Origin of the sequence: Couchioplanes caeruleus, assembly GCF_003751945.1 — a bacterium.
GTDB lineage: Bacteria > Actinomycetota > Actinomycetes > Mycobacteriales > Micromonosporaceae > Actinoplanes > Actinoplanes caeruleus.
In genome coordinates this window covers 4,396,485-4,415,866 of sequence record NZ_RJKL01000001.1, presented here as the reverse complement: position 1 = coordinate 4,415,866, position 19,382 = coordinate 4,396,485, and the positions used below count along the sequence as shown (strand labels likewise).

The following is a 19,382-nucleotide window of genomic DNA, read 5'->3' as shown; positions in this document are numbered from 1 at the left end:
TGAAACGGGCAAACGCCAGAGACAGCCGAATGGCACCTCCACGGAGGGCGGCCCAAGGAACGGGCGAACGTCATCCCACCGGCGTCGGTGCTGCGGGCGGCCGGTTCTCCGATGGAGACGGCTCGCGGGGATCCGCGATGAAGGTCTTGCGCAGAGTGGTGATCCACCAAGCGTCGGGCGCACCGGCGAAGACGCCGCCGTCCGGGTCGTCCGGGTAGGTGTGGCGGACCACGTCGAGTTCGGGCCGCCAGATCTCGCGGATCACCAGCGTGCACAGGACCACGAGTGTGATCAGCCGCAGGCTCGAGGCCAGCACGAACGTGCCCTCGGGGATCACCGGCTTGCCGCCCGCGCCGAGCAGTTCGGCGTAGAAGGCGGCGAAGTAGCCGATCTCCGCGACCGTCCAGGGAATGATCGCGCCCCAGCGCGGGCGGGCCAGCACGACCAGCGGCAGGAGCCAGAGGACGTACTGCTGCGACCACACCTTGCTGAAGATGAGGAAGGCGGCGACCACGAGGAAGACGAGCTGGGCCAGGCGGGGGCGGCGGGGGGGCGAGCAGGCAGAGGATTCCGATGCCGGCGCACGCGAGGATCGTCAGGGCGTACGACAGGTTGTTGAGGGCTGGGATGTTGTCGCTGAGCCACTGGAACGGGCCCTTGTCGCCCGCGCCGGTGTTCCATTTGCCGTCGAGGTAGCGGCCGATGTACCAGAGCGTGCCCCAGTCGATCGGCCGGGTGTCGTTGAGCTCGAAGAAGCGGCTCCAGCTCGTCGGGTAGAGGACGGCGACGGGCAGGTTGGTGGCCAGCCAGGCCAGCACCGCCGTGCCGGTGGCGTACAGGAAGGCTCGCATCCGCTGCGAGCGCAGGGCCAGGACGAACAGCGGCCCGAGGATGAACAGGGGCCAGAGTTTGGCGGCGCCGCCGAGGCCGAGCAGGAGTCCGGCGATCAGCGGCTGCCGCCGGGCCCAGGCGTAGAGGCCGAACATGGCCAGCGCGATGGCGAGCAGGTCCCAGTTGACCGTCGCGGTGACCAGCAGGATGGGGGAGAGGGCGAAGATCGCGGCGTCCCACGGCCGGCGGCGGCGCAGCGCGAGCAGCACCGCGGCGGACGCCACGGCGAGGATAGAGAGGACCAGCGCGTTGGCGTTGTAGAACCACCGGCCCTGGTTGATCTCCGGGAACCGGTCGCCCAGCGCGTGCACCGGCAGGCCGAGCGCGCCCATGAAGTAGCCGGTGACGACCGGATACTCGACCGGGTGGTCGCGGTAGGGGACCTTGCCCTCGTTCAGCCCTTCCGCGTAGTAGAGCGCCAGCACATCGGTGTAGCAGAAGCGCGTGTACTGGACGTTCTTCTGCCAGTCACCGTCCTGGCAGGGCGACTTCTGCACCCAACTTGCGGCCAGGGTCAGGCAGACCAGCGCGAGGATGATGCGCTGCGCCGTCCAGAAGCGGCCGCGGCGGGACAGCGGCGGGACGGCGTGCTCGCCGACCGGCCCGCCGATCGCCTGGGAGAGGCCGCGGATGAACCCGTCGGAAGCGGCGGGTAGATCAGTCCGGTCGGTCGCAGGCGTTGGCGCGCTCATGACTCCGCATCATGCCGCATCCACCCGTTCCGTGGTCTTTCAGCACAGCGACACACGTGGTCTTTCCGCACAGCGACGCACGTGGACTTTTCGGCGCAACGAGATCCAACGGGAAAGGCCCGTCGCCGGGCGACGGGCTTTCCCACCATGTCTCGGGCGACGGATCAGCCTCCGCCGTCCACCCGGTCCGCGTCGACCTGGCCTCCGCCGGTGCCGGTGTCATTCCCTTCCCCATCGGGGAAGGTGATGGTTCCACCGTTGCCCGGTCCGCCGTTGTCCTGGCCGTCGCCGTCGTTCTGGCCGTCGCCGTCGTTCTGGCCACCGCCGTTGTTCTGGCCACCGTTGCCCGGGCACAGCGCGGGCAGGGTCGTACAGATCGGGTTCTGGCCCTGGCCCGGGTTGGGCGGGAGGTTGATCTCCGGCGGCGCCACCGGCTTCTTGCCGTTGGCGGCTTCGTGGTTCGGGTCGCCGGTCTCGACGCGAGGCGGGAACCGCTCCTGATCCATGTCCTTGGCCTCGGCCACGGCGTTGATGAACTTCTCCCAGATCTTCGCCGGGGTGCCGGAGCCGAACATCTCGCCGCCGTTGGGCTCTTTGAGCTTCACCTTGTTGCCGGCGCCGCCGACCCACACGGTGGCGGCGAGCTGCGGGATGCCGCCGACGTACCAGCAGTCACCGCTGCCGCCGTCGAACTCCCAGGTGCCACTCTTGGCCATCGACTGACGGCCGCCGTCCAGGTTGTTCCCCGACTGACCGGGAATCTTCGCCATGACCGCCGAGAGGTTCGACATGTGGTCCGGCTCGAAGACCTTCTTCGGCTTGGCCTTCGCCTGCCAGACAGTCTCCTTCTTCCCCGTCTTCTGGCTGACGGCCTGCACCTTCTCGATGAAGTGGGCGTCGTTGCGCACACCCTGGTTGACGATCGTCGCCACGCCCTGGGCGTGCTCCAGCGGTGAGACGTGGTACTGGCCGAAGGCGACCTCGTTGTCGAAGTAGCCCTTCTGCTTCCAGGTCGAGGCGTCGGTCTTGGTCAGGTCGACGGGATCGCCTTCGTCCGGCCACAGGTGCTCGAGACCCGCGTCCCGGGCCGCCTCGATCACCTTGTCGCGGCCGATTTCGTCCGCGATCCAGTAGAACGGGAAGTTGTACGAGTTGATGGTCGAGGTCTCGAGATCGCAGGACTCGATTCTTCCGCGGCAGATATCGCCCGGCGTTCGGCCGGCATTACTGATCTCTGTCCCGTTCGCGCGCTTCTTCGTGCCGTCCCAGGTGGTCTTGAAGGAGATGTTCTCCCGGAGGGCGGCGGCGAGGGTGTAGATCTTCGCCGACGAGCCGGGCGACTGCCCGCGACCGCTGAAGCCGGTGCCGTCGCCGTTCACGTAGCTGCCGTAGTCGGTGCCGGTGGGGTTGTCGCCGCCGTAGTAGCCGAGCACGCGCCCCGTCTTCGGGTCGATGCCGATGACCGCGGCCTGGACCTTCTTCTTGTTCTGCTTGTTCATGGGGGACGACTCGCTGTCGTGCGAGCCGGCCTCCTCCGCGGCCTTCTGCACCTCGGGGTCGATCGTCGTGGTGACCGTGTAGCCGCCGCGCTTGAACTCGGTCTCGGAGATGCGCAGCGCCCGCAGCTCGGCCTTGACGTGGCGCATGATCATGCCGACCGGCTTGTCGTCGGCGCAGGTCTTGCACCGGGTGTCCTTCAACGGCTGGATCTTCGGGTACTTACGCGCGGCGGACACCTCGGGAGTGATCCACCCCTCCTCGAGCATGTTGTTCAGCGTGTAGTCCCAGCGGTCCTTGGCAGCCTGGAAGTTCTCTCTCGGGTTGTACCCCTTGTGACCCGTGTTGGGGTCTGCCTCCGGCTGCTTGATGATCGACGCCAGCACCGCGGCCTCGTACGGCGTGATCGCGTTCTTGCTGCCCGGAGCCGTCAGCACGGACTTTTTGAAGTAGTTCTGGGCCGCCGCCTCGATGCCGTAACTGCCGTCACCGAGGTAGATGTAGTTCAGGTACCTGCCCAGGATGTCCTCTTTTTCGTACCTGTCCTCGAGCTTGCGGGCGATGACCGCCTCGCGGAGCTTGCGGTTGACGTCGATGCCCTTGAGGTCCGCGGCATAGCGGGCGTACTGCTGGGTGATGGTCGACGCGCCCTGCAGATCGTCGCTGACGAAGTTGTTCCAGGCGGCGCGGACGATGCCCTTCATGTCGATGCCGTTGTGCCGGTAGAAGTTCTTGTCCTCGGCGGCGACCACGGCGTGCTTGACGATCGGGTTGATCTTCCCTTCCGGGACGATCGTGCGGTTCTGGTCGCCGAGCTGCGCCAGCGTCTTGCCGTTGGCAAAGAGGATGACGTTGTTCTGCACCTCTTGGCGATCGGCCGGCAGCTCGACGTCGTCGAAGAACCACGTCCCGCCGACGACGCCGACGCCGAGCAGGATGACCAGCACGGCCGCCGCGGCGGTCAGGATGTTCGTCCGGCGGCGCTTCTTGGCGACCTTGGTGAGGATCTTCTGGGCTTCGCCCCGGCGGCCGTGCGGCTCGTCGGGGCCCGCGCCGAGCGGGGAGGGAGACACCGGCCGGACCGCGGCCCGGGCGACGGAGGCCCGGCCCGGCGCACCGACGGATGCGGAGGCGCCCACCCGGGCGGAGCCCACGGGTGCGGCGCCCACGGAGGCGCGGCCACCCACCGAGGCCCGGCCGCTGCCCACCGAGGCGCGGCCGCCCACCGAGGCGGAGCCCACGGATGCGGCGCCGCTCACCGCGGCGCGTCCTCCTGCCTGGCGACGGTACGCGTCGGGCGGGGGTCGATCGTCGTAGCCGGACGGGTCGTCGTCAGGCGTGGAAGCAGCGGACGGCCCGGGCACTCTGGCCCGGGCTCGTGCAGACTGCGAGTCGCCGTACGAGTTCATTCGGTTACACCTACCGGTCGCGGTGGCGCGCCCGGAGAGCCCTGGAGGGGCTCCCGTCGGCAGTGCCACGAGCGGACATTTTGGGCTGCATCCCCGCAGCCGCCCTGACGGATGTCGAAAATGACCGATCGCGGCGCTGGATGCCCGTGTCGGTCGGGGTCGTCTCCACGTTATCGACGTTGAGAGCCATCACTGTCGACCCTCCCGGCGCAGCGACGACCCTGTCTCGCGGTGGCGGCCCGAGGCGGACGAGGCGGCGAGCGCCGCGCCCTGGAGTGGTTCGTCGGGGTTGAGCGCGTCCCTGCCGAGCAGATACTGCTCGGTCAGGTGGTTCCACGCGCAGGTCTGGCACACCTCGACCACGAAGACCTGGAACTCACGCAGTGTCATCGCCAGGACCGGCAGCTCGGCGAGCTTGCGGGCCTGGCCGGCGGACTGCTTCAGCTCGTCACCATAGATGTAGTGCACCAGGGTGAGGTTGTCGCGGCGGCACACCGGGCAGCGCTCGTCGGTCGGCTCGCCGTGGAACCTGGCTGCGTTTTTCAGGTACGGCGAGGCATCGCAGACTTCGAGCGTTCCGATCTTGCCGTTGTGCAGGTCACGCAGCAGCGCTCGCTTCTGTAGCGAGTAGTCGACGATCTGCCGCTGCGTGCGCATGGCGAAGAGAGTACGCGGTCGGCACCCGAACGGCGACCGCCACTACACAGCGTGGCGCAGCGACCGCGAGTCATCACCGGCCGCACCTCGGCGAAGCGGGGCCAGGCGGGCATCCCGGGCAAGCAGCGCCACACCGCCTTGCCATCCTTCGCGGCCCGATCTACGGTGACGATGTATCGGCCCGATACATCGTCTCAAAGGAGGTGGCCGCGATGCTCGAACTGGCGATCCTCGGCCTTCTCCAAGAGGCCCCGATGCACGGGTACGAGCTGCGCAAAGAGCTCGCCACCAAGCTCGGCACCATCCGTGCGGCCATCAGCTACGGCACTCTGTACCCGACGCTGAAGCGCCTGCACGCCGCCGGCTGGATCAGCGAACAGGCCACCGAGACCGACATCGTCCCGCCGATGACGAGCAAACGGGGCCGGGTTGTCTACAAGATCACTGCCGAGGGCAAAGAACGGTTCGCCGACCTGCTGGCCCAGGCCGGTCCCGAGACGTACGACGACGCGGGCTTCGGCGTGCACTTCACCTTCTTCTCCCGGACCGACCGGGCGACCCGGCTGCGCATCCTCGAGGGCCGCCGGCGTCGGATCGAGGAGCGCCGGGAGGGCCTGCGGGACATGCTGTCGCGCGCCGGGGACCGGCTCGACGCGTACACGCTGGAATTGCAGCGACACGGACTGGACGCCTGCGAGCGCGAGGTTCGCTGGCTGGAGGAGCTCATCACCAACGAGCGCTCCGGCCGTACTCCCTCCGCCGCCGAACAGGCGGCGGATGCACCCCCCGTAATACCGGCTCCGCACCAGGACCGGCCGTGATGAACAAGGAGGCAAACGCGATGGGCTCCGTCCGCGTCGCCATCGTCGGTGTGGGTAACTGCGCCTCGTCCCTCGTGCAGGGCGTGGAGTACTACCGGAACGCCGACCCCAACGACCGCGTTCCGGGTCTCATGCACGTGACCTTCGGCGACTACCACGTCTCCGACGTGAAGTTCGTCGCGGCGTTCGATGTGGACGCCAAGAAGGTCGGCATGGACCTGTCCGAGGCGATCGTCGCCAGCGAGAACAACACCATCAAGCTGACCGACGTGCCGCCGACCGGCGTCACCGTCCAGCGTGGACCGACGTTCGACGGCCTCGGCACGTACTACCGGGAGATCATCGAGGAGTCGTCGGCCGAGCCCGTCGACGTGGTCCAGGCGCTCAAGGACGCCCAGGTCGACGTCGTGGTGTGCTACCTGCCGGTGGGCTCCGAGGAGGCCGCCAAGTTCTACGCGCAGGCCGCGATCGACGCCGGCTGCGCGTTCGTCAACGCCCTGCCCGTCTTCATCGCCTCGGACCCGGCCTGGGCGCAGAAGTTCACCGACGCGGGCCTGCCGATCGTCGGCGACGACATCAAGAGCCAGGTCGGTGCGACGATCGTGCACCGCGCGCTCGCCAAGCTGTTCGAGGACCGCGGCGTCGAGCTGCTGCGCACGTACCAGCTCAACTTCGGCGGCAACATGGACTTCATGAACATGCTGGAGCGCAACCGCCTGGTCTCCAAGAAGATCTCGAAGACCCAGTCGGTCACCAGCCAGATCCCCCACGAGATGTCGAAGAGCGACGTGCACATCGGCCCGTCGGACCATGTGCCGTGGCTCGACGACCGCAAGTGGGCCTACATCCGGCTCGAGGGTCGCAGCTTCGGCGACACCCCGCTGAACGCCGAGCTCAAGCTCGAGGTGTGGGACTCGCCGAACTCGGCCGGCGTGATCATCGACGCGGTGCGCGCGGCGAAGATCGCCAAGGACCGCGGCATCGGCGGCCCGATCCTCTCGGCCAGCTCCTACTTCATGAAGAGCCCGCCGGTGCAGTACAACGACCACGACGCCCACGCGGCCGTCGAGGCCTTCATCAAGGGCGAGATCGAGCGCTGACCAGCTCGCTGGAATGAGAGGCCGGGCCGCCCAGCGGTCCGGCCTCTGTCAGCTCCAGGCCCGTTCGAGCGCCACGCGGGCCTCCAGCTCGAGCAGTTGCCGCTTGCGCGGCAACCCGCCCCCGAAGCCGACCAGCTTGCCGCCCGCACCGACCACCCGGTGGCACGGCACGATCACCGGCACGGGGTTGCGGTTGCACGCCGTCCCGACCGCCCGTGCCGCCCCCGGATCGCCGAGCGCCGTCGCGACAGCCCCATAGGTGCGCATCTCGCCGTACGGAATGCGGGCGATCTCGCCCCACACCGCGCGCTCGAACTCCGACCCGCCGCGCATCTCGACCGGCACGGTGAAGTCGGTCAGCGTCCCGGCGAAGTATGCGGCGAGCTCGGCCACGACCGGATGGGAGCCGCCCGTCCACGTGGAGGACGCGGCGAAGCGGACGCCGATCACCGTCCCGGCGTCGAGCTCCACGCCGAGCGGGCCGATGGGTGAGTCCACGAGAAGCCGCACCAGAGGATTGTGCTCCCCGGGTACGACAACTACGAGATGTGGCCGTGCTCCCGGGCCCAGCGCAGCAGCTCCGCCTCGGCCTCGTCGCGGTCGAGCGGGCCGCGGTCCAGCCGCAGCTCCTTCAGGTGCCGCCAGGCCTGACCCACGATCGGACCGGGTGGCACGCCGAGCAGCTCCATGATCGCGTTGCCGTCGAGGTCGGGCCGGACGCGGGCCAGATCCTCCTCGGCCTGGATGCGGGCGATCCGCTCCTCGAGCGCGTCGTAGTCCGCGGCCAGCGCCGCCGCCTTGCGCCGGTTGCGGGTGGTGCAGTCCGACCGGGTCAGCTTGTGCAGGCGGGGGAGCAGGTCGCCGGCGTCGGTCACGTAGCGCCGGACGGCGGAATCGGTCCACTCGCCCCGGCCGTACCCGTAGAAGCGCAGGTGCAGCGCGACCAGCTCGACCACCGCGGAGATCACGTCCTTGGGGTACCTCATGGCCTTCATCCGCTGCTTGGTCAGGCGCGCGCCGACCACCTCGTGGTGGTGGAAGCTGACCCGGCCGTCGCGGCCCACCGCCTTGGTCGCGGGCTTGCCGACGTCGTGCATGAGCGCCGCCATGCGCAGGATGAAGTCCGGGCCGCCGTCACCCTCGAGGCGCACGGCGTTGGAGACCACGATCAGCGTGTGCTCGTAGACGTCCTTGTGCTGGGCGTGCTCGTCGATCTCCAGCTTCAGGCCGGAGATCTCGGGGATGAAGCGGTCGGCGAGCCCGGTGTCGACCAGCAGGCGCAGGCCGCCCACGGGATCCTGACCGGACAGCAGCTTGGTGAACTCGTCGCGGATCCGCTCGGCGGTGATCCGGTCCAGATCCGCCGCCATAGCGCGCATAGCGGACAGAACGGCCGGATCCACAGTGAACCCCAGCTTCGCGGCGAATCGGGCGGCTCGCAGCATCCGAAGTGGATCGTCGCCGAACGACTCCTCGGGCCGCGCGGGCGTCCTGATCACGCCGGCGGCCAGATCCTCCAGGCCGCCGTGGGGGTCGGTGAAGACGTGCCCCGGCAGGCTCACCGCCATCGCGTTGATCGTGAAGTCGCGTCGGCGCAGGTCGTCGAGGAGGTTGTCGCCGTACTCGACGACCGGGTTGCGGGTGACGCCGTCGTACGCCTCGGCGCGGTACGTGGTGATCTCCAGCCGCAGGCCGTTCTTCTGGATGCCGATCGTGCCGAACTCGCGGCCGGTCTCCCAGATCGCGTCGGCCCAGCTCTTGACCAGCTCGAGCGTCTGCTCGGGGCGCGCGTCGGTGCAGAAGTCGAGGTCGTCGCCGAGGCGGCCGAGCAGCGCATCGCGCACCGATCCGCCGACGAGGTGCAGCTCATGGCCGGCGGCGCCGAAGCGGCGCCCCAGCTCGTCGGCGACGGGAGAGACCCGGAGCAACTCCTGGACGGCGTTGCGTTGGGCCGTATTCAAGACTGACATCAGGCGACCAGAGTATCCAGCCAGTCGGGCGGCGGTCGTGGCGGTCCCCAAGGGCAGCGGGCAGGATGGGCGTCGTGCCCGTTACCGAGGCGCTGCGCCGCCTCAGCGAGGACCCCGGATTCTGGGCGCTCCTGCGGGCCGAGACCGGCGCGGCCGAAGATCCCGAGCCCGCCGAGCTGCGCGTCTCGCTGCCGGTCACCGGCGGGTACGGCCTCGTGCTCGATCTCGACCTAGTCACCGGCGAGCAGACGCTGGGCCTGCGCGAACCGGCGACCAGCGAACCGGTGCAGCTCGGCTGGGCGGCGCCCGGCCGACCGTGGCCCGCGGCGCTGCGCTGGCACGAGCTCGAGCTCTGCGCCCGGGTGATCGCGCTGGAGGACCCGACGCTGCCGCACCCCGGCCTGGTCGTGGCGCTGCTGGGCCCGTTCGCGCCGGTCACCGCCGAGGATGACGGGACCACGGTTGCGGCGGTGCGCGAGGCGGCGTACCGGTCGCTGCGCCGCGACGTGCCGCCGCCCGCGCCGACCGGCCCGGAGCAGACACCGCTGCCGCTGTTCGCGGACGCCGACTGGTGGCCGCGCCCGCCCGCGCCCTCCCCGCAGGTCCTCGACGAGGCCGCGATCGCGGCCTACACGCTCCCGGCGCCCGCGCATCTCCAGGTCCGCGGCGGCGCGCGCTTCCCGCACGAAGGGCTTTCCGAGCTGGTACGCCGCGCAGCGGGCCGACTGTCCCGCCTCCCCGAGGAGCAGTGGTACGCCGGGGTCCGCCCGCTCGCCCGGAACATGGCCGACACCGGCGATCTGCGTCCCGTCGGCACGCTGCTCGGGAAGCTGACCGAGGCCGGCTGCGACCACCCCACCGTGCTGGACGCGCTGAGCGAGCCCCTCGTCCCGCTCGAGGCCTGCTGGATGGTCGAGACGCTCGCCGGGGTGGCACCCGGCACGCTGGTGCGCCACCACGTGTGACCGGCACCGTTCGCCGCGGGACCAGCCTGGCTAGGGTGGCTTCTGTGTCCGTACCCCTGGGGAGGTCTTGGTGAGCGGCGGCCTGTACCGCAGCGCCCACGCCGCGCCCGACGGTGAGCCGGAGCCGTCCGACGGCGCCAAGCTGATCTCCGTCGACGGCACGGGCGTCCTCCCCACCGCGGCCGCCGACCAGGCACTGCCCCCCGAAATCATCCCGCCCACGAACGCCGGACCGACCGGCGGCACTGTCTACGGCAGGGGTAGCAGTAACAGCGGCGGCAGCGGCAGCAGCAGCGGCACTGTCTACGGCAGCAGCGCGACCGCCCGGACCGAGGGCACCGCACCCGGTGCGGACCCGGCCGGCGCACCGCGGGAACGCCCCGCCGAGGAGAGCCGCAGCACGGCCGGCAACAGCGTCATCATGGCGGCCGGCAGCCTGGTCAGCCGCCTCATCGGCTTCGTCCGCAACATGCTCATCGGGATGACGCTCGGCAAGGCGATCGGCGACCCGTACACCAGCGCCCAGTTCCTGCCGATGCAGGTCTACGAGATGCTGCTCGGCGGCGTCCTGTCCAGCGTCCTGATCCCGCTGCTGGTACGCCGCAGCAAGGCCGACCCGGACGGCGGCGAGCTCTTCACCCAACGGCTGCTGACCCTGGCGGTGGTGGCGCTCGGCGCGGCGACGGCGCTGGTCACCGTGGCCGCCCCGGTGATCACCGCCGTCCAGTCCAGCTCCCGGGCGCCCGCCGGGTACCAGGACCTGGTCACCTCGCTGTCGTACCTCATGCTCCCGATCATCTTCTTCACCGGATTGTCGGCGCTGATCGGCGCGGTGCTCAACGTGCGCGGACACTTCGCCGCGCCGATGTGGGCGCCGATCCTCAACAACCTCGTCGTCATCGCCACCTGCGGCGCGTTCATCCTGTTCTTCGGTACGGCGGACGGCCTGACCCCGGAGGAGATGACGCCCGGGCGGATCGCCCTGATCGGTGGCGGGACCCTGCTCGGCATGGTGGTGCAGGCGGCCGGTCTGGTGCCCGCCCTGCGCAAGGTGGGCTTCACCTGGGGCTGGCGCTGGAACCCCCGGGCGCTCGGCCTCGGCGAGGTCGGCGGCCTGGCCGGCTGGATGCTGGTGTACGTCGGCGTCAACCAGATCTCGGTCTTCCTCGTCGCCCGGGTGCTGAGCGGCATCGGCGGCGACGGCAAGGCGAGCCTTCTGGCGTACAACAACGTCTTCCTGCTGACGATGATGGCGCACGGCATCATCGGCGTGTCCGTGATGACCGCCCTGCTGCCGAAGATGAGCGCAGCCGCCGCCGAGGGCCGGTACGCCGATGTCAGCGCCGACCTCAGCCGCGGCATCCGGCTCACCACGACCGCCCTGGCCCCGATCTGCGTCGTCTACGGCGTGCTCGGGGTGCCGATCTCGGTCACCCTGTTCCAGGGCGGCGCGCTCAGCTACGACCAGGCCTTCGCCACCGGCGGGGTGCTCGCCGTCGCGGCGTTCACGGTGATTCCGCTGTCGGTCAGCTACCTGTGCACCTATGCCTTCTATGCGCTGCAGGGCAACCGTACGGTCGCACTGATCAACGTGCCGGTGGTGGCGTTGCGGATCGTGGGCTACCTGATCGTCGCCGAGGCGCTCGGGCAGTCGCTCACGGCGGCGGGCATGACCGGCGCGAACGCGGTCTCCTACCTGGTCTCGGCGCTGATCTCGCTGACCGTGCTGCGCCGCCGGATCGGCCGGCTGAACCTCGGGTCCGTCGCCGCCGCCCTGCTGAAGGTGCTGGCCGCCGCGGCGGTCGCGACCGCGGCCGGCCTGCTGGTCGTCAAGGTGCTGCCGGGGGGCGACACGCCCGAACGCCCCGCGGCGGCGCTGCAGGTCGTGATCGGTGGTGGGGTGGTCATGCTGGCCTACCTCGGGGCGGCCCTGCTGCTCAAGGTCCGCGAGGTGCATCAGGTCATCGGGATGGTGCGTCGCAAAATCGGGCGCTGATCGCTGTGGACAACGCTGTGGATAACCCACTGAACAGCCGAATCCGCCACGCCGACCGGCCCGGACCACGCCCGTGTACGGCCTCGGACGGGTGCCCGGCGCGGGGATGACCTGTGGGACCTGGGGCGTGGGCGGGTAAGGTCGGGGGCAACACGTGCGGACCACCGAGGGAGGTCGGGTGACCCAGGTCGGCGAAGGCCACGAGACCGCGGCCGACGAGGCCGGACCGGTCATGACCTTCGGTGCGCCCACCGTCGGAGAGATCCTGGCCGAGCGCTACCAGCTCGAGGAGCACGTCAACAACGACAGTGCGGGACGCCAGGTCTGGCGGGGCATCGACGTCATCCTCCGGCGGCCTGTCGCGGTCGTGCTCCGGTATCCGGGCGGCGAGTCCGCCGCCGAGATGCTCCAGGCGGCGGTCGACGCGAGCCGCGTGATCCACCCCAATCTGGTCGGCGTCTACGACGCCATCGACGAGGGCACCCGAGCCTATGTGGTCCGCGAATGGGTCGACGGCGAGGCGCTGCGCGAGTTCGTCTCGCGGGAAGGCCCCCTCGACCCGGCGCGCGCCACGGCGATCGCGCACTCCATCGTCGATGCACTCGCCGCCGTGCACGCCACCGGCATGGTCCACGGCAACGTGCACCCCGGCACGACCCTGATCGCCGACGACGGCCGGGTGGTGCTGGCCGACGCCCGGGCCGACTCCGCCGACAGCATCGAGTCGGACATCCGCGCGGTCGGTGGCATCCTCTACTACTCGCTGACCGGGCGCTGGCCGCATGCGGAGGCCGGCACCTCGGCGCTGCCCGACGCCATGCGCGACGGCGACGGCGCCGCCTCCACGCCCCGGCAGATCCGCGCCGGCGTCCCGGCGTATCTCGACGATCTGACCATGGACCTGCTCGACAAGGGCATCACGGCCCCCGAGGCCGATGCGCTCACCGCCGAGCTGGCCCGCCTCGACGCCGCCGACGAGGAGTACGAGGAGGCCGGGCCGCTGCGCTTCACCCAGGGCACCGCGGCCGAGCCGGTCCGCAGCACCCGCCAGATCGTCGTGGGCGTCGCGGCTCTGGTCGTCATCGCGCTGATCGGCCTCGTCTTCGGCATCCGGGCGATCAGCAACTCCGGCAAGGAGCAGGCGCCCGGAAGCACCCAGGCCAACACCGCGCCGCAGGGCGGCACTCAGGGCAACGGTGACGGGGGCGGCCCGGGTTCCGGCCCGCAGGGTGCACTCAAGAAGATCGCGCTGACCGAGAGCATGGTCCGCATCGTCGACCCGCCCAACGGCGAGGGCAACGACTCCGGCGAGGCCAAGTTCACCGTCGACGAGGACAAGGAGACGGGCTGGGAGACGCAGCGCTTCCGGAGCTCCGACTTCGGCAACCTCAAGGACGGCATGGGCGTGCTGATCAACCTGGGCTCGCCGCGCCACGTCAGCGAGATCCGGGTCGAGGCCTCGGCGCCGGGCGTCGCCATGGACATCCGGACGGGCCCGAACGACCCCGGCGACACCAGGTCGGGCGACGACCAGATCGTCAAGACCTACAAGAAGATCGGCGACGAGGACACCCCCAAGACCACCGGCACCAAGGCGATCTTCCCCGTGTCCGACGGCACCCAGACCTTCCAGTACCTGCTGGTCTTCCTCAGCGACCTGCCGCCGGCCGACGACGGCGAGGGCGGCTTCAAGGTCGAGGTGACCGACATCCAGGTGTACGCCGCCGACTGATCCGAGCCGGATCGTCCACGAAGCCCTCCACCGGCATCCGCGGTGGAGGGCTTTTCCGTGCCGGCGCCCTCGCAGTGACCGCGACGCGGCGGGTATCGCCCCGGCGGGCAGCGCGAGGCCGACGCACCTCGGCTACATTGCTGGCGTGACTTCCGGCGACGCACTCGGTGCCGCGCACGGCTCTGCCCCGGCCGACGCCGAGCTGTTGCGTGCCCACGTCGACGGCGATCCCCACGCCTTCACCGAGCTGGTACGGCGCCACCGCGACCGCCTCTGGGCCGTCGCCCTGCGCACGATCGGTGACCGTGAGGAGGCCGCCGACGCCGTCCAGGACGCGTTGTTGTCCGCGCACCGGAGCGCGGCCCGCTTCCGGGGAGACTCCGCCGTCACCACGTGGCTGCACCGCATCGTGGTGAACGCGTGCCTCGACCGGATGCGGCGTCGCCAGGCCCACCCGACCGTGCCCTTGCCGGACGGTACGCACACCGACGACGGCGGGCTCGGCAGCCGCCCGGAACCGGCCGCGCCGGCGCAGGACCACGACACCGCGCTTGTGGTCCGGGCCGCGCTGGCCGCACTCCCGCCGGAGCAGCGCGCCGCGCTCGTGCTCGTCGACGTGCAGGGCTACCCGGTCGTCGAGGCGGCCGAGATCCTGGGCGTCGCGGAGGGCACGATCAAGAGCAGGTGCGCCCGCGGCCGAGCCCGCATGGCGCTGGCCCTGGGACACCTGCGAACGGGAGCCGAGCCGAATGCTTCCGGGAAGCGGGGATCGAGCGGTTCGATGAACAACTCGTTCTTCGAAAAGTCTGCGGGAGAAGACGGTCACGGTGGGAACCCCGGCAGTCCGGGGCGCGTCTCATCGGGGTCGGGTGCGACGGTGCCGCTCCCGGGTTCGAGGCCGCTTCCGGCCTCCGGTGACAGAGGAGAGCAGGCGTGACCGGGGCAGAGTTCAGCGAGGTCGACTTCGACCTGCTGGCCGACTATGTCGGTGGCGCGCTGGACGGCACCCCGGACGAGGCCGTGGTCTCCGCCCTGATCGTGGGGCATCCGGCCTGGCGCCGCGCGCACGCCGAGCTGTCCGGCGCCGCCGAGGCCATGACCGCCGCGCTCGGGGCGTGGGGCGCCGAGCCGGAGCCGATGCCGGCCGACGTCGCCACCCGACTGGACGTGGCGCTGGCCGCGGCGAACAGCAGCATCGAAGCAGGCGCGGCGGCCAACAGCATCAACGCAGGCACGGCGACGAACGGCGTCGACGCAAGCGCGGCGGACAGCAGCGTCGAGGCGAGCGCGACGGCCGGCGACGGCCTGATAGCCGTGGGTGCCGACGCCGGGTCCGGGGGCGCGGAGGTCGGCGGTGTCACTTCCGGGGCCGACCGCGTGGAGCCGGGTGGCGACGGTGTTGCTCCTGTCCGGCGCCTGGTCGCCGTACAAGATGGGGATGAGCGAGCCACGGCGACCCGGAAGCGGGCCCGGCGGATGAGGTGGGCCGCGCCGATCGGGATCGCCGCCGGTCTGGTGGCGTTCCTGGGGTTCGGCATCCCGCAGTTCGGTGGCGGGGAGACGCAGGAGGCGAGCACGTCGGCGGGTTCGGCGGCCGATCAGGCGGCGCCTCAGTCGGAGGCGTTCGGGTTGCCGGCCGGACCGGCTCGGATGCTGGCCAGCGGCATCGACTACACCGCGGCGACGCTCCCGCAGGCCGCGCCGTTGACCGGCCCGGAGGACGCCGCGGCAACCGTCGTGCCGCAACCTCCCGGCACACAGGGCGTCACGCCACCGTCCGGCGCGGCGCAGTCCGGTGCTTCACAGCCCGTCGGGCCGGCGGTCGACGCGTCGCAGAAAGTACGCGGCATGACGGAGGAGCCCCGGTCCGGCGTGATGATCAGCGGTGACGACCCGCTCCAGCGCCTGCGGGTGCAGGAGGCGCTGCTGGCCTGCATCGATGCGATCGGCGTGGCCAACCGGGCCGGGGCGATCACCGCGCAGGGCATCGACTATGCGCGCTTCGAGGGGGCCCCGGCGCTGGTCGTGCGGTTCACCGCGGGCAACGGGACGTGGGTCTGGGCAGCCGGGGCCGACTGCGGCACGCCCGGTTCCGGCGCCGACAAGCTCGGGGCCGTGAAGGTAGGCTGACCCGACGCCCGTCCGTCGTGAGGACCCCCACTATGCCGGGGCCCACAGGAGTATGACGTGCGGGAATGTTGCTCTCCTACGATGACGTTCTAGCGTGCGATGTCGCCGGGGCACCGGCGAACCCCAGACTGAGGAGTCGGCAGTGGACGAGGTCCGGAACCTGATCATCATCGGCTCGGGACCGTCCGGCTACACCGCGGCGCTGTATGCGGCCAGGGCGAACCTCAAGCCACTGGTCATCGAGGGTGTGCAGTCGGGCGGCGCGCTCATGACCACCACCGAGGTGGAGAACTTCCCCGGTCACCCCGAGGGCATCATGGGCCCGGAGCTCATGGACAACATGCGCAAGCAGGCCGAGCGGTTCGGCGCCGAGTTCATCACCGACGACGCGACCCGCGTCGAGCTGGGTGACAAGCCGACCGAGGCCGGCACCGAGGGCCTCAAGACGGTCTGGGTCGGCGACAAGCAGTACTTCGCCCGTGCGGTGATCCTGTCCACCGGTTCGGCGTGGCGGCCGCTGGGCGTGCCCGGCGAGCAGGAGCTGCTCGGTCACGGCGTCTCGTCGTGCGCGACCTGTGACGGTTTCTTCTTCCGCGGCCAGCACATCATCGTGGTCGGCGGCGGCGACTCCGCCATGGAGGAGGCGACGTTCCTGACCCGCTTCGCCGAGAGCGTCACGATCGTGCACCGGCGCGACTCGTTCCGGGCCAGCAAGGTCATGCAGAAGCGGGCCCTCGACAACCCGAAGATCAAGGTCGAGTGGAACTCCACGGTCGAGGAGATCCTCGGCGACGACGGCAAGGTCGTCGGCGCCCGCCTTCGCGATGTGAACACGGGGGAGACCAAGGTTCTCGACGTCACCGGCGTGTTCGTCGCCATCGGTCACGACCCCCGCAGCGAGCTGTTCAAGGGCCAGATCGAGCTGGACGACGAGGGCTACGTCAAGGTCGACCACCCGAGCACCCGGACGAACCTTCCCGGCGTGTTCGCCGCCGGTGACCTCGTCGACCACACCTACCGTCAGGCCATCACGGCGTCCGGGACCGGCTGCGCGGCCGCGCTGGACGCCGAGCGCTTCATCGCATCGTTCATCGAGCTGTAGTTCGTCAAGCTGTAGACCTGGAGGTCCTAGTGGGAGCAACCAAGGCCGTCACCGACGCCACCTTCGCGAGTGACGTGCTGCAGTCGGACAAGGTGGTGCTTGTCGACTTCTGGGCCGAATGGTGCGCACCGTGTAAGAAGGTCGACCCGCTGCTCGCCGAGATCGCCACCGAAATGGGTGACAAGGTGGAGATCGTCAAGCTCAACATCGACGAGAACCCGGAGACGGCCCGCGCCTACCGGGTGATGTCGGTGCCGACGCTGACCCTCTTCAAGGGCGGCGAACCGGTGAACTCCGTGGCCGGCGCCAAGCCCAAGGGCGCCCTGGTGAACTTCATCGAATCCGCCCTCTGAGCAGCAATTCCCCAACGCCCCGCGTCCCGGTCGGATGCGGGGCGTTGCCCGTCGGAGGACGACGCACGGAGCCGGCATCGACGCCGGGCCGCCCGGAACCCCGCGGGGTACGCTCCGGGGGTTGCCCTCTTCACCTTCCCCACTTCTAGGGAGCCGCGCGTGCGCTCGATCCGACGTGGAGACACCGGGCCGGCCGTCGAGGAGATCCGGTCGATCCTGGTGGGGCTCGACCTGCTGGAGATCGGCGGCACCGAGTTCGACGACGCGACCGAAACCGCCGTACGAGCCTTCCAGCAGAGCCGCGGGCTCAGCGCCGACGGCGTCGTCGACACCGAGACCTGGACGGCGCTGGACGGTGCGCGCTGGAAGCTCGGCGCACGCACGCTGTTCCACTCCGTGCCGACGTCACTGGTCGGCGAGGACGTCCGGGCCCTGCAGGAACGGTTGCTCGAGATGGGCTTCGACACCGGGCGGGCGGACGCCATCTACGGCCCGCGTACGGCCCGGGCGGTCGCCCAGTTCCAGCGGGAGGTCGGCCTGACGCCGGACGGCTCGTGCGGGCCGCAGACCATGAAGGCGCTGCGCCGGCTCGGCCGCAAGGTCGTCGGCGGGCGACCCAACTGGCTGCGGGAGGCCGAGGCGTTCCGGCAGTCCGGTTCCAGCCTCGTCGGCAAGACCATCGTCATCGACCCCGGCCACGGCGGCGAGAAGGACCCGGGGATCGTCGTGCCCGACGGGCAGTTGCGCTGGACCGAGGCCGACCTCGTGTTCGACATCGCCGCCCGCCTCGAGGGCCGGCTCGGCGCCGCCGGCATGCGCGTGCACCTGACCCGCGGCCCCAAGCCGGCCCAGACCATGTCCGGTCAGGAGCGGGCGACGCTGGCCAACAGCCTCGGCGCGGACCTGCTGATCTCCCTGCATCTCGAGGGGCAGGAGTCGCCGGCGGCGGACGGGGTCTCGACCTATCACTTCGGCACCGGCACGGGCGCCACCTCGACGGTGGGGGAGCGGCTGGCCAACCTGGTCCAGCGGGAGATCGTCGTCCGCACCGGCATGCGGGACTGCCGTACCCATGCCAAGACCTGGGAGCTGCTGCGGCTCACCCAGATGCCGGCCGTCCACGTCGAGATGGGTTACCTCACCTCCCCGGTGGACCGGGAGCGGCTGGTGGATCCCCTCTTCCGGGACCAGCTCGTCGAGGCGATCCTCGCGGCGGTGCAGCGGATGTACTACCCGGTCGAGGCGGACGTGCCCACGGGCTCGATCGACGTGCGGCAGCTCCGGCTCGCCCTGGCGTCCCGCAACAACCCCTAGCCCTCCGTGGAGGTCGTCGCGGTCACCGGGCGGACCGGGCGGAGCAGCGTTTCCGGGCTCATCGAGCCGAGCAGCTTCTCCAGCGCGTACTCGACGTCCGACTTCCACGACAGGGCCGTCCGCAACTCCAGTCGCAGCCGCGGATAGCGCGGATGCGGGCGCACGGTCTTGAAGCCCACCGACAGGAAGAAGTCGACCGGCGCGACGCAGCCTTCCTCGCCCTCGCCGGCCTCGCCGAACTTCGCGTCGCCGAAGGCCTCGATCGCCTTCACGCCCCGCTTCGTCAGATCGCGCGCCACGCCCTGCACGAGCATCCGGCCCAGCCCGCCTCCGGCGAACGCGGCGACCACGTGCGCGGTCATCAGCAGGGCCGCGTCGGCGCTGACCGGCGAGGTGGGGAAGGCCATCGACCGGGGCACGTACGCCGGCGGGGCGAACATGACGAACCCGGCCGGCATCCCGTCGACGTACGCGAGCTTGCCGCAGGATCCCCACTCCAACAGCGTCTGGGAAACCCACGCCTCCTTCTCGAGGCCGGGGTCGCCGGTGGCGCACGCCCGCTCGGCGGAGACCGGATCCAGCTCCCAGTAGACACAGCCCCGGCACGGCCGGGGCAGGTCTTCGAGCGTGTCGAGGGTCAGGTTGACCAGCCGTCGCGACATGGGCGGGACCCCTTGAGATCGGTGAGCTTTCCGGACTCGCGGCACGGTCCTGATCACGTGCTTGTCCGCGCCCCCGGTCGGATCCTACGCC

15 protein-coding genes and 1 pseudogene are annotated in these 19,382 nt (G+C 70.5%); 10 read left to right on the top strand and 6 right to left on the bottom strand.

What is annotated here, in order from left to right; translation table 11 throughout:
• Positions 1-70 precede the first annotated feature (70 nt).
• The 3 genes and pseudogenes from EDD30_RS19755 to EDD30_RS19745 all read right to left on the bottom strand — a co-directional run bounded on the left by EDD30_RS19755 (position 71) and on the right by EDD30_RS19745 (position 5,146).
• Positions 71-1,583 (bottom strand): annotated as a pseudogene (locus EDD30_RS19755) (glycosyltransferase family 87 protein).
• A 164-nt stretch (positions 1,584-1,747) separates the two neighbouring features.
• Entirely contained in the window at positions 1,748-4,339 is a 2,592-nt protein-coding gene (locus EDD30_RS19750) for a transglycosylase domain-containing protein (protein WP_244945318.1), read from the bottom strand.
• A gap of 339 nt (positions 4,340-4,678) precedes the next feature.
• Positions 4,679-5,146, bottom strand: a complete 468-nt coding sequence (locus EDD30_RS19745) for a DUF5318 domain-containing protein (RefSeq protein ID WP_071810087.1) — start codon at positions 5,144-5,146, stop codon at positions 4,679-4,681.
• Positions 5,147-5,358: 212 nt separating this feature from the next.
• Between EDD30_RS19745 and EDD30_RS19740 the strand changes: the two genes are divergently transcribed.
• Together EDD30_RS19740 and EDD30_RS19735 are read left to right on the top strand one after the other, a co-directional pair.
• Complete coding sequence (locus tag EDD30_RS19740) at positions 5,359-5,967, top strand: PadR family transcriptional regulator (protein ID WP_071810100.1); 609 nt, start codon at positions 5,359-5,361, stop codon at positions 5,965-5,967.
• Between the two features lie 20 nt (positions 5,968-5,987).
• Positions 5,988-7,067, top strand: a complete 1,080-nt coding sequence (locus tag EDD30_RS19735; protein ID WP_071810099.1) for an inositol-3-phosphate synthase — start codon at positions 5,988-5,990, stop codon at positions 7,065-7,067.
• A gap of 48 nt (positions 7,068-7,115) precedes the next feature.
• On the opposite strand, the gene EDD30_RS19730 is transcribed toward EDD30_RS19735, so the two are convergent.
• The gene (locus EDD30_RS19730; protein WP_244945618.1) at positions 7,116-7,517 is read right to left on the bottom strand and encodes a methylated-DNA--[protein]-cysteine S-methyltransferase; all 402 of its coding nucleotides are present in this window, start codon (positions 7,515-7,517) and stop codon (positions 7,116-7,118) included.
• An 89-nt stretch (positions 7,518-7,606) separates the two neighbouring features.
• Positions 7,607-9,037, bottom strand: a complete 1,431-nt coding sequence (locus tag EDD30_RS19725; RefSeq protein ID WP_071810088.1) for a CCA tRNA nucleotidyltransferase — start codon at positions 9,035-9,037, stop codon at positions 7,607-7,609.
• Between the two features lie 65 nt (positions 9,038-9,102).
• On the opposite strand from EDD30_RS19725, the gene EDD30_RS19720 reads away from it, so the two are divergent.
• From EDD30_RS19720 to EDD30_RS19685, 8 genes are all read left to right on the top strand, one after another.
• Complete coding sequence (locus tag EDD30_RS19720; protein WP_071810089.1) at positions 9,103-10,002, top strand: hypothetical protein; 900 nt, start codon at positions 9,103-9,105, stop codon at positions 10,000-10,002.
• 208 nt (positions 10,003-10,210) lie between these two features.
• A complete protein-coding gene (gene murJ / locus EDD30_RS19715; RefSeq protein ID WP_394328333.1) occupies positions 10,211-11,998 on the top strand; it encodes a murein biosynthesis integral membrane protein MurJ in 1,788 nt (595 codons plus the stop codon).
• A 178-nt stretch (positions 11,999-12,176) separates the two neighbouring features.
• Positions 12,177-13,730 (top strand): protein kinase family protein, encoded by a 1,554-nt coding sequence (locus EDD30_RS19710; protein ID WP_071810090.1) that lies wholly within the window; start codon positions 12,177-12,179, stop codon positions 13,728-13,730.
• A gap of 145 nt (positions 13,731-13,875) precedes the next feature.
• The gene (gene sigM / locus EDD30_RS19705; protein WP_084557981.1) at positions 13,876-14,667 is read left to right on the top strand and encodes an RNA polymerase sigma factor SigM; all 792 of its coding nucleotides are present in this window, start codon (positions 13,876-13,878) and stop codon (positions 14,665-14,667) included.
• Positions 14,664-15,860: a hypothetical protein gene (locus tag EDD30_RS19700; protein WP_071810091.1), complete on the top strand. Its 1,197-nt coding sequence runs from the start codon at positions 14,664-14,666 to the stop codon at positions 15,858-15,860. The genes sigM and EDD30_RS19700 overlap by 4 nt, the downstream gene beginning before the upstream one ends.
• Before the next feature lie 142 nt (positions 15,861-16,002).
• Positions 16,003-16,962, top strand: a complete 960-nt coding sequence (gene trxB / locus EDD30_RS19695) for a thioredoxin-disulfide reductase (protein ID WP_071810092.1) — start codon at positions 16,003-16,005, stop codon at positions 16,960-16,962.
• Positions 16,963-16,991: 29 nt separating this feature from the next.
• Positions 16,992-17,315 (top strand): thioredoxin, encoded by a 324-nt coding sequence (gene trxA, locus EDD30_RS19690; RefSeq protein WP_071810093.1) that lies wholly within the window; start codon positions 16,992-16,994, stop codon positions 17,313-17,315.
• A gap of 159 nt (positions 17,316-17,474) precedes the next feature.
• Positions 17,475-18,629, top strand: coding sequence for an N-acetylmuramoyl-L-alanine amidase (locus EDD30_RS19685; protein WP_071810094.1), 1,155 nt, complete (start codon positions 17,475-17,477; stop codon positions 18,627-18,629).
• Here the strand turns inward: EDD30_RS19685 and EDD30_RS19680 are convergent.
• Positions 18,626-19,291 carry a GNAT family N-acetyltransferase gene (locus tag EDD30_RS19680; protein ID WP_071810095.1) on the bottom strand — a complete coding sequence of 222 codons (666 nt, stop codon included), beginning with the start codon at positions 19,289-19,291 and terminating at the stop codon, positions 18,626-18,628. The two genes, EDD30_RS19685 and EDD30_RS19680, sit on opposite strands and share 4 nt — an antisense overlap.
• Positions 19,292-19,382: the final 91 nt, after the last annotated feature.

Excerpts from the sequence above, each read along its gene's own strand:
- EDD30_RS19725 (WP_071810088.1), bottom strand. The coding sequence starts at position 9,037 with ATGTCAGTCTTGAATACGGCCCAACGCAACGCCGTCCAGGAGTTGCTC.
- EDD30_RS19740 (WP_071810100.1), top strand. The coding sequence starts at position 5,359 with ATGCTCGAACTGGCGATCCTCGGCCTTCTCCAAGAGGCCCCGATGCAC.
- EDD30_RS19735 (WP_071810099.1), top strand. The coding sequence starts at position 5,988 with ATGGGCTCCGTCCGCGTCGCCATCGTCGGTGTGGGTAACTGCGCCTCG.
- EDD30_RS19720 (WP_071810089.1), top strand. The coding sequence starts at position 9,103 with ATGGGCGTCGTGCCCGTTACCGAGGCGCTGCGCCGCCTCAGCGAGGAC.
- EDD30_RS19680 (WP_071810095.1), bottom strand. The coding sequence starts at position 19,291 with ATGTCGCGACGGCTGGTCAACCTGACCCTCGACACGCTCGAAGACCTG.
- EDD30_RS19745 (WP_071810087.1), bottom strand. The coding sequence starts at position 5,146 with ATGCGCACGCAGCGGCAGATCGTCGACTACTCGCTACAGAAGCGAGCG.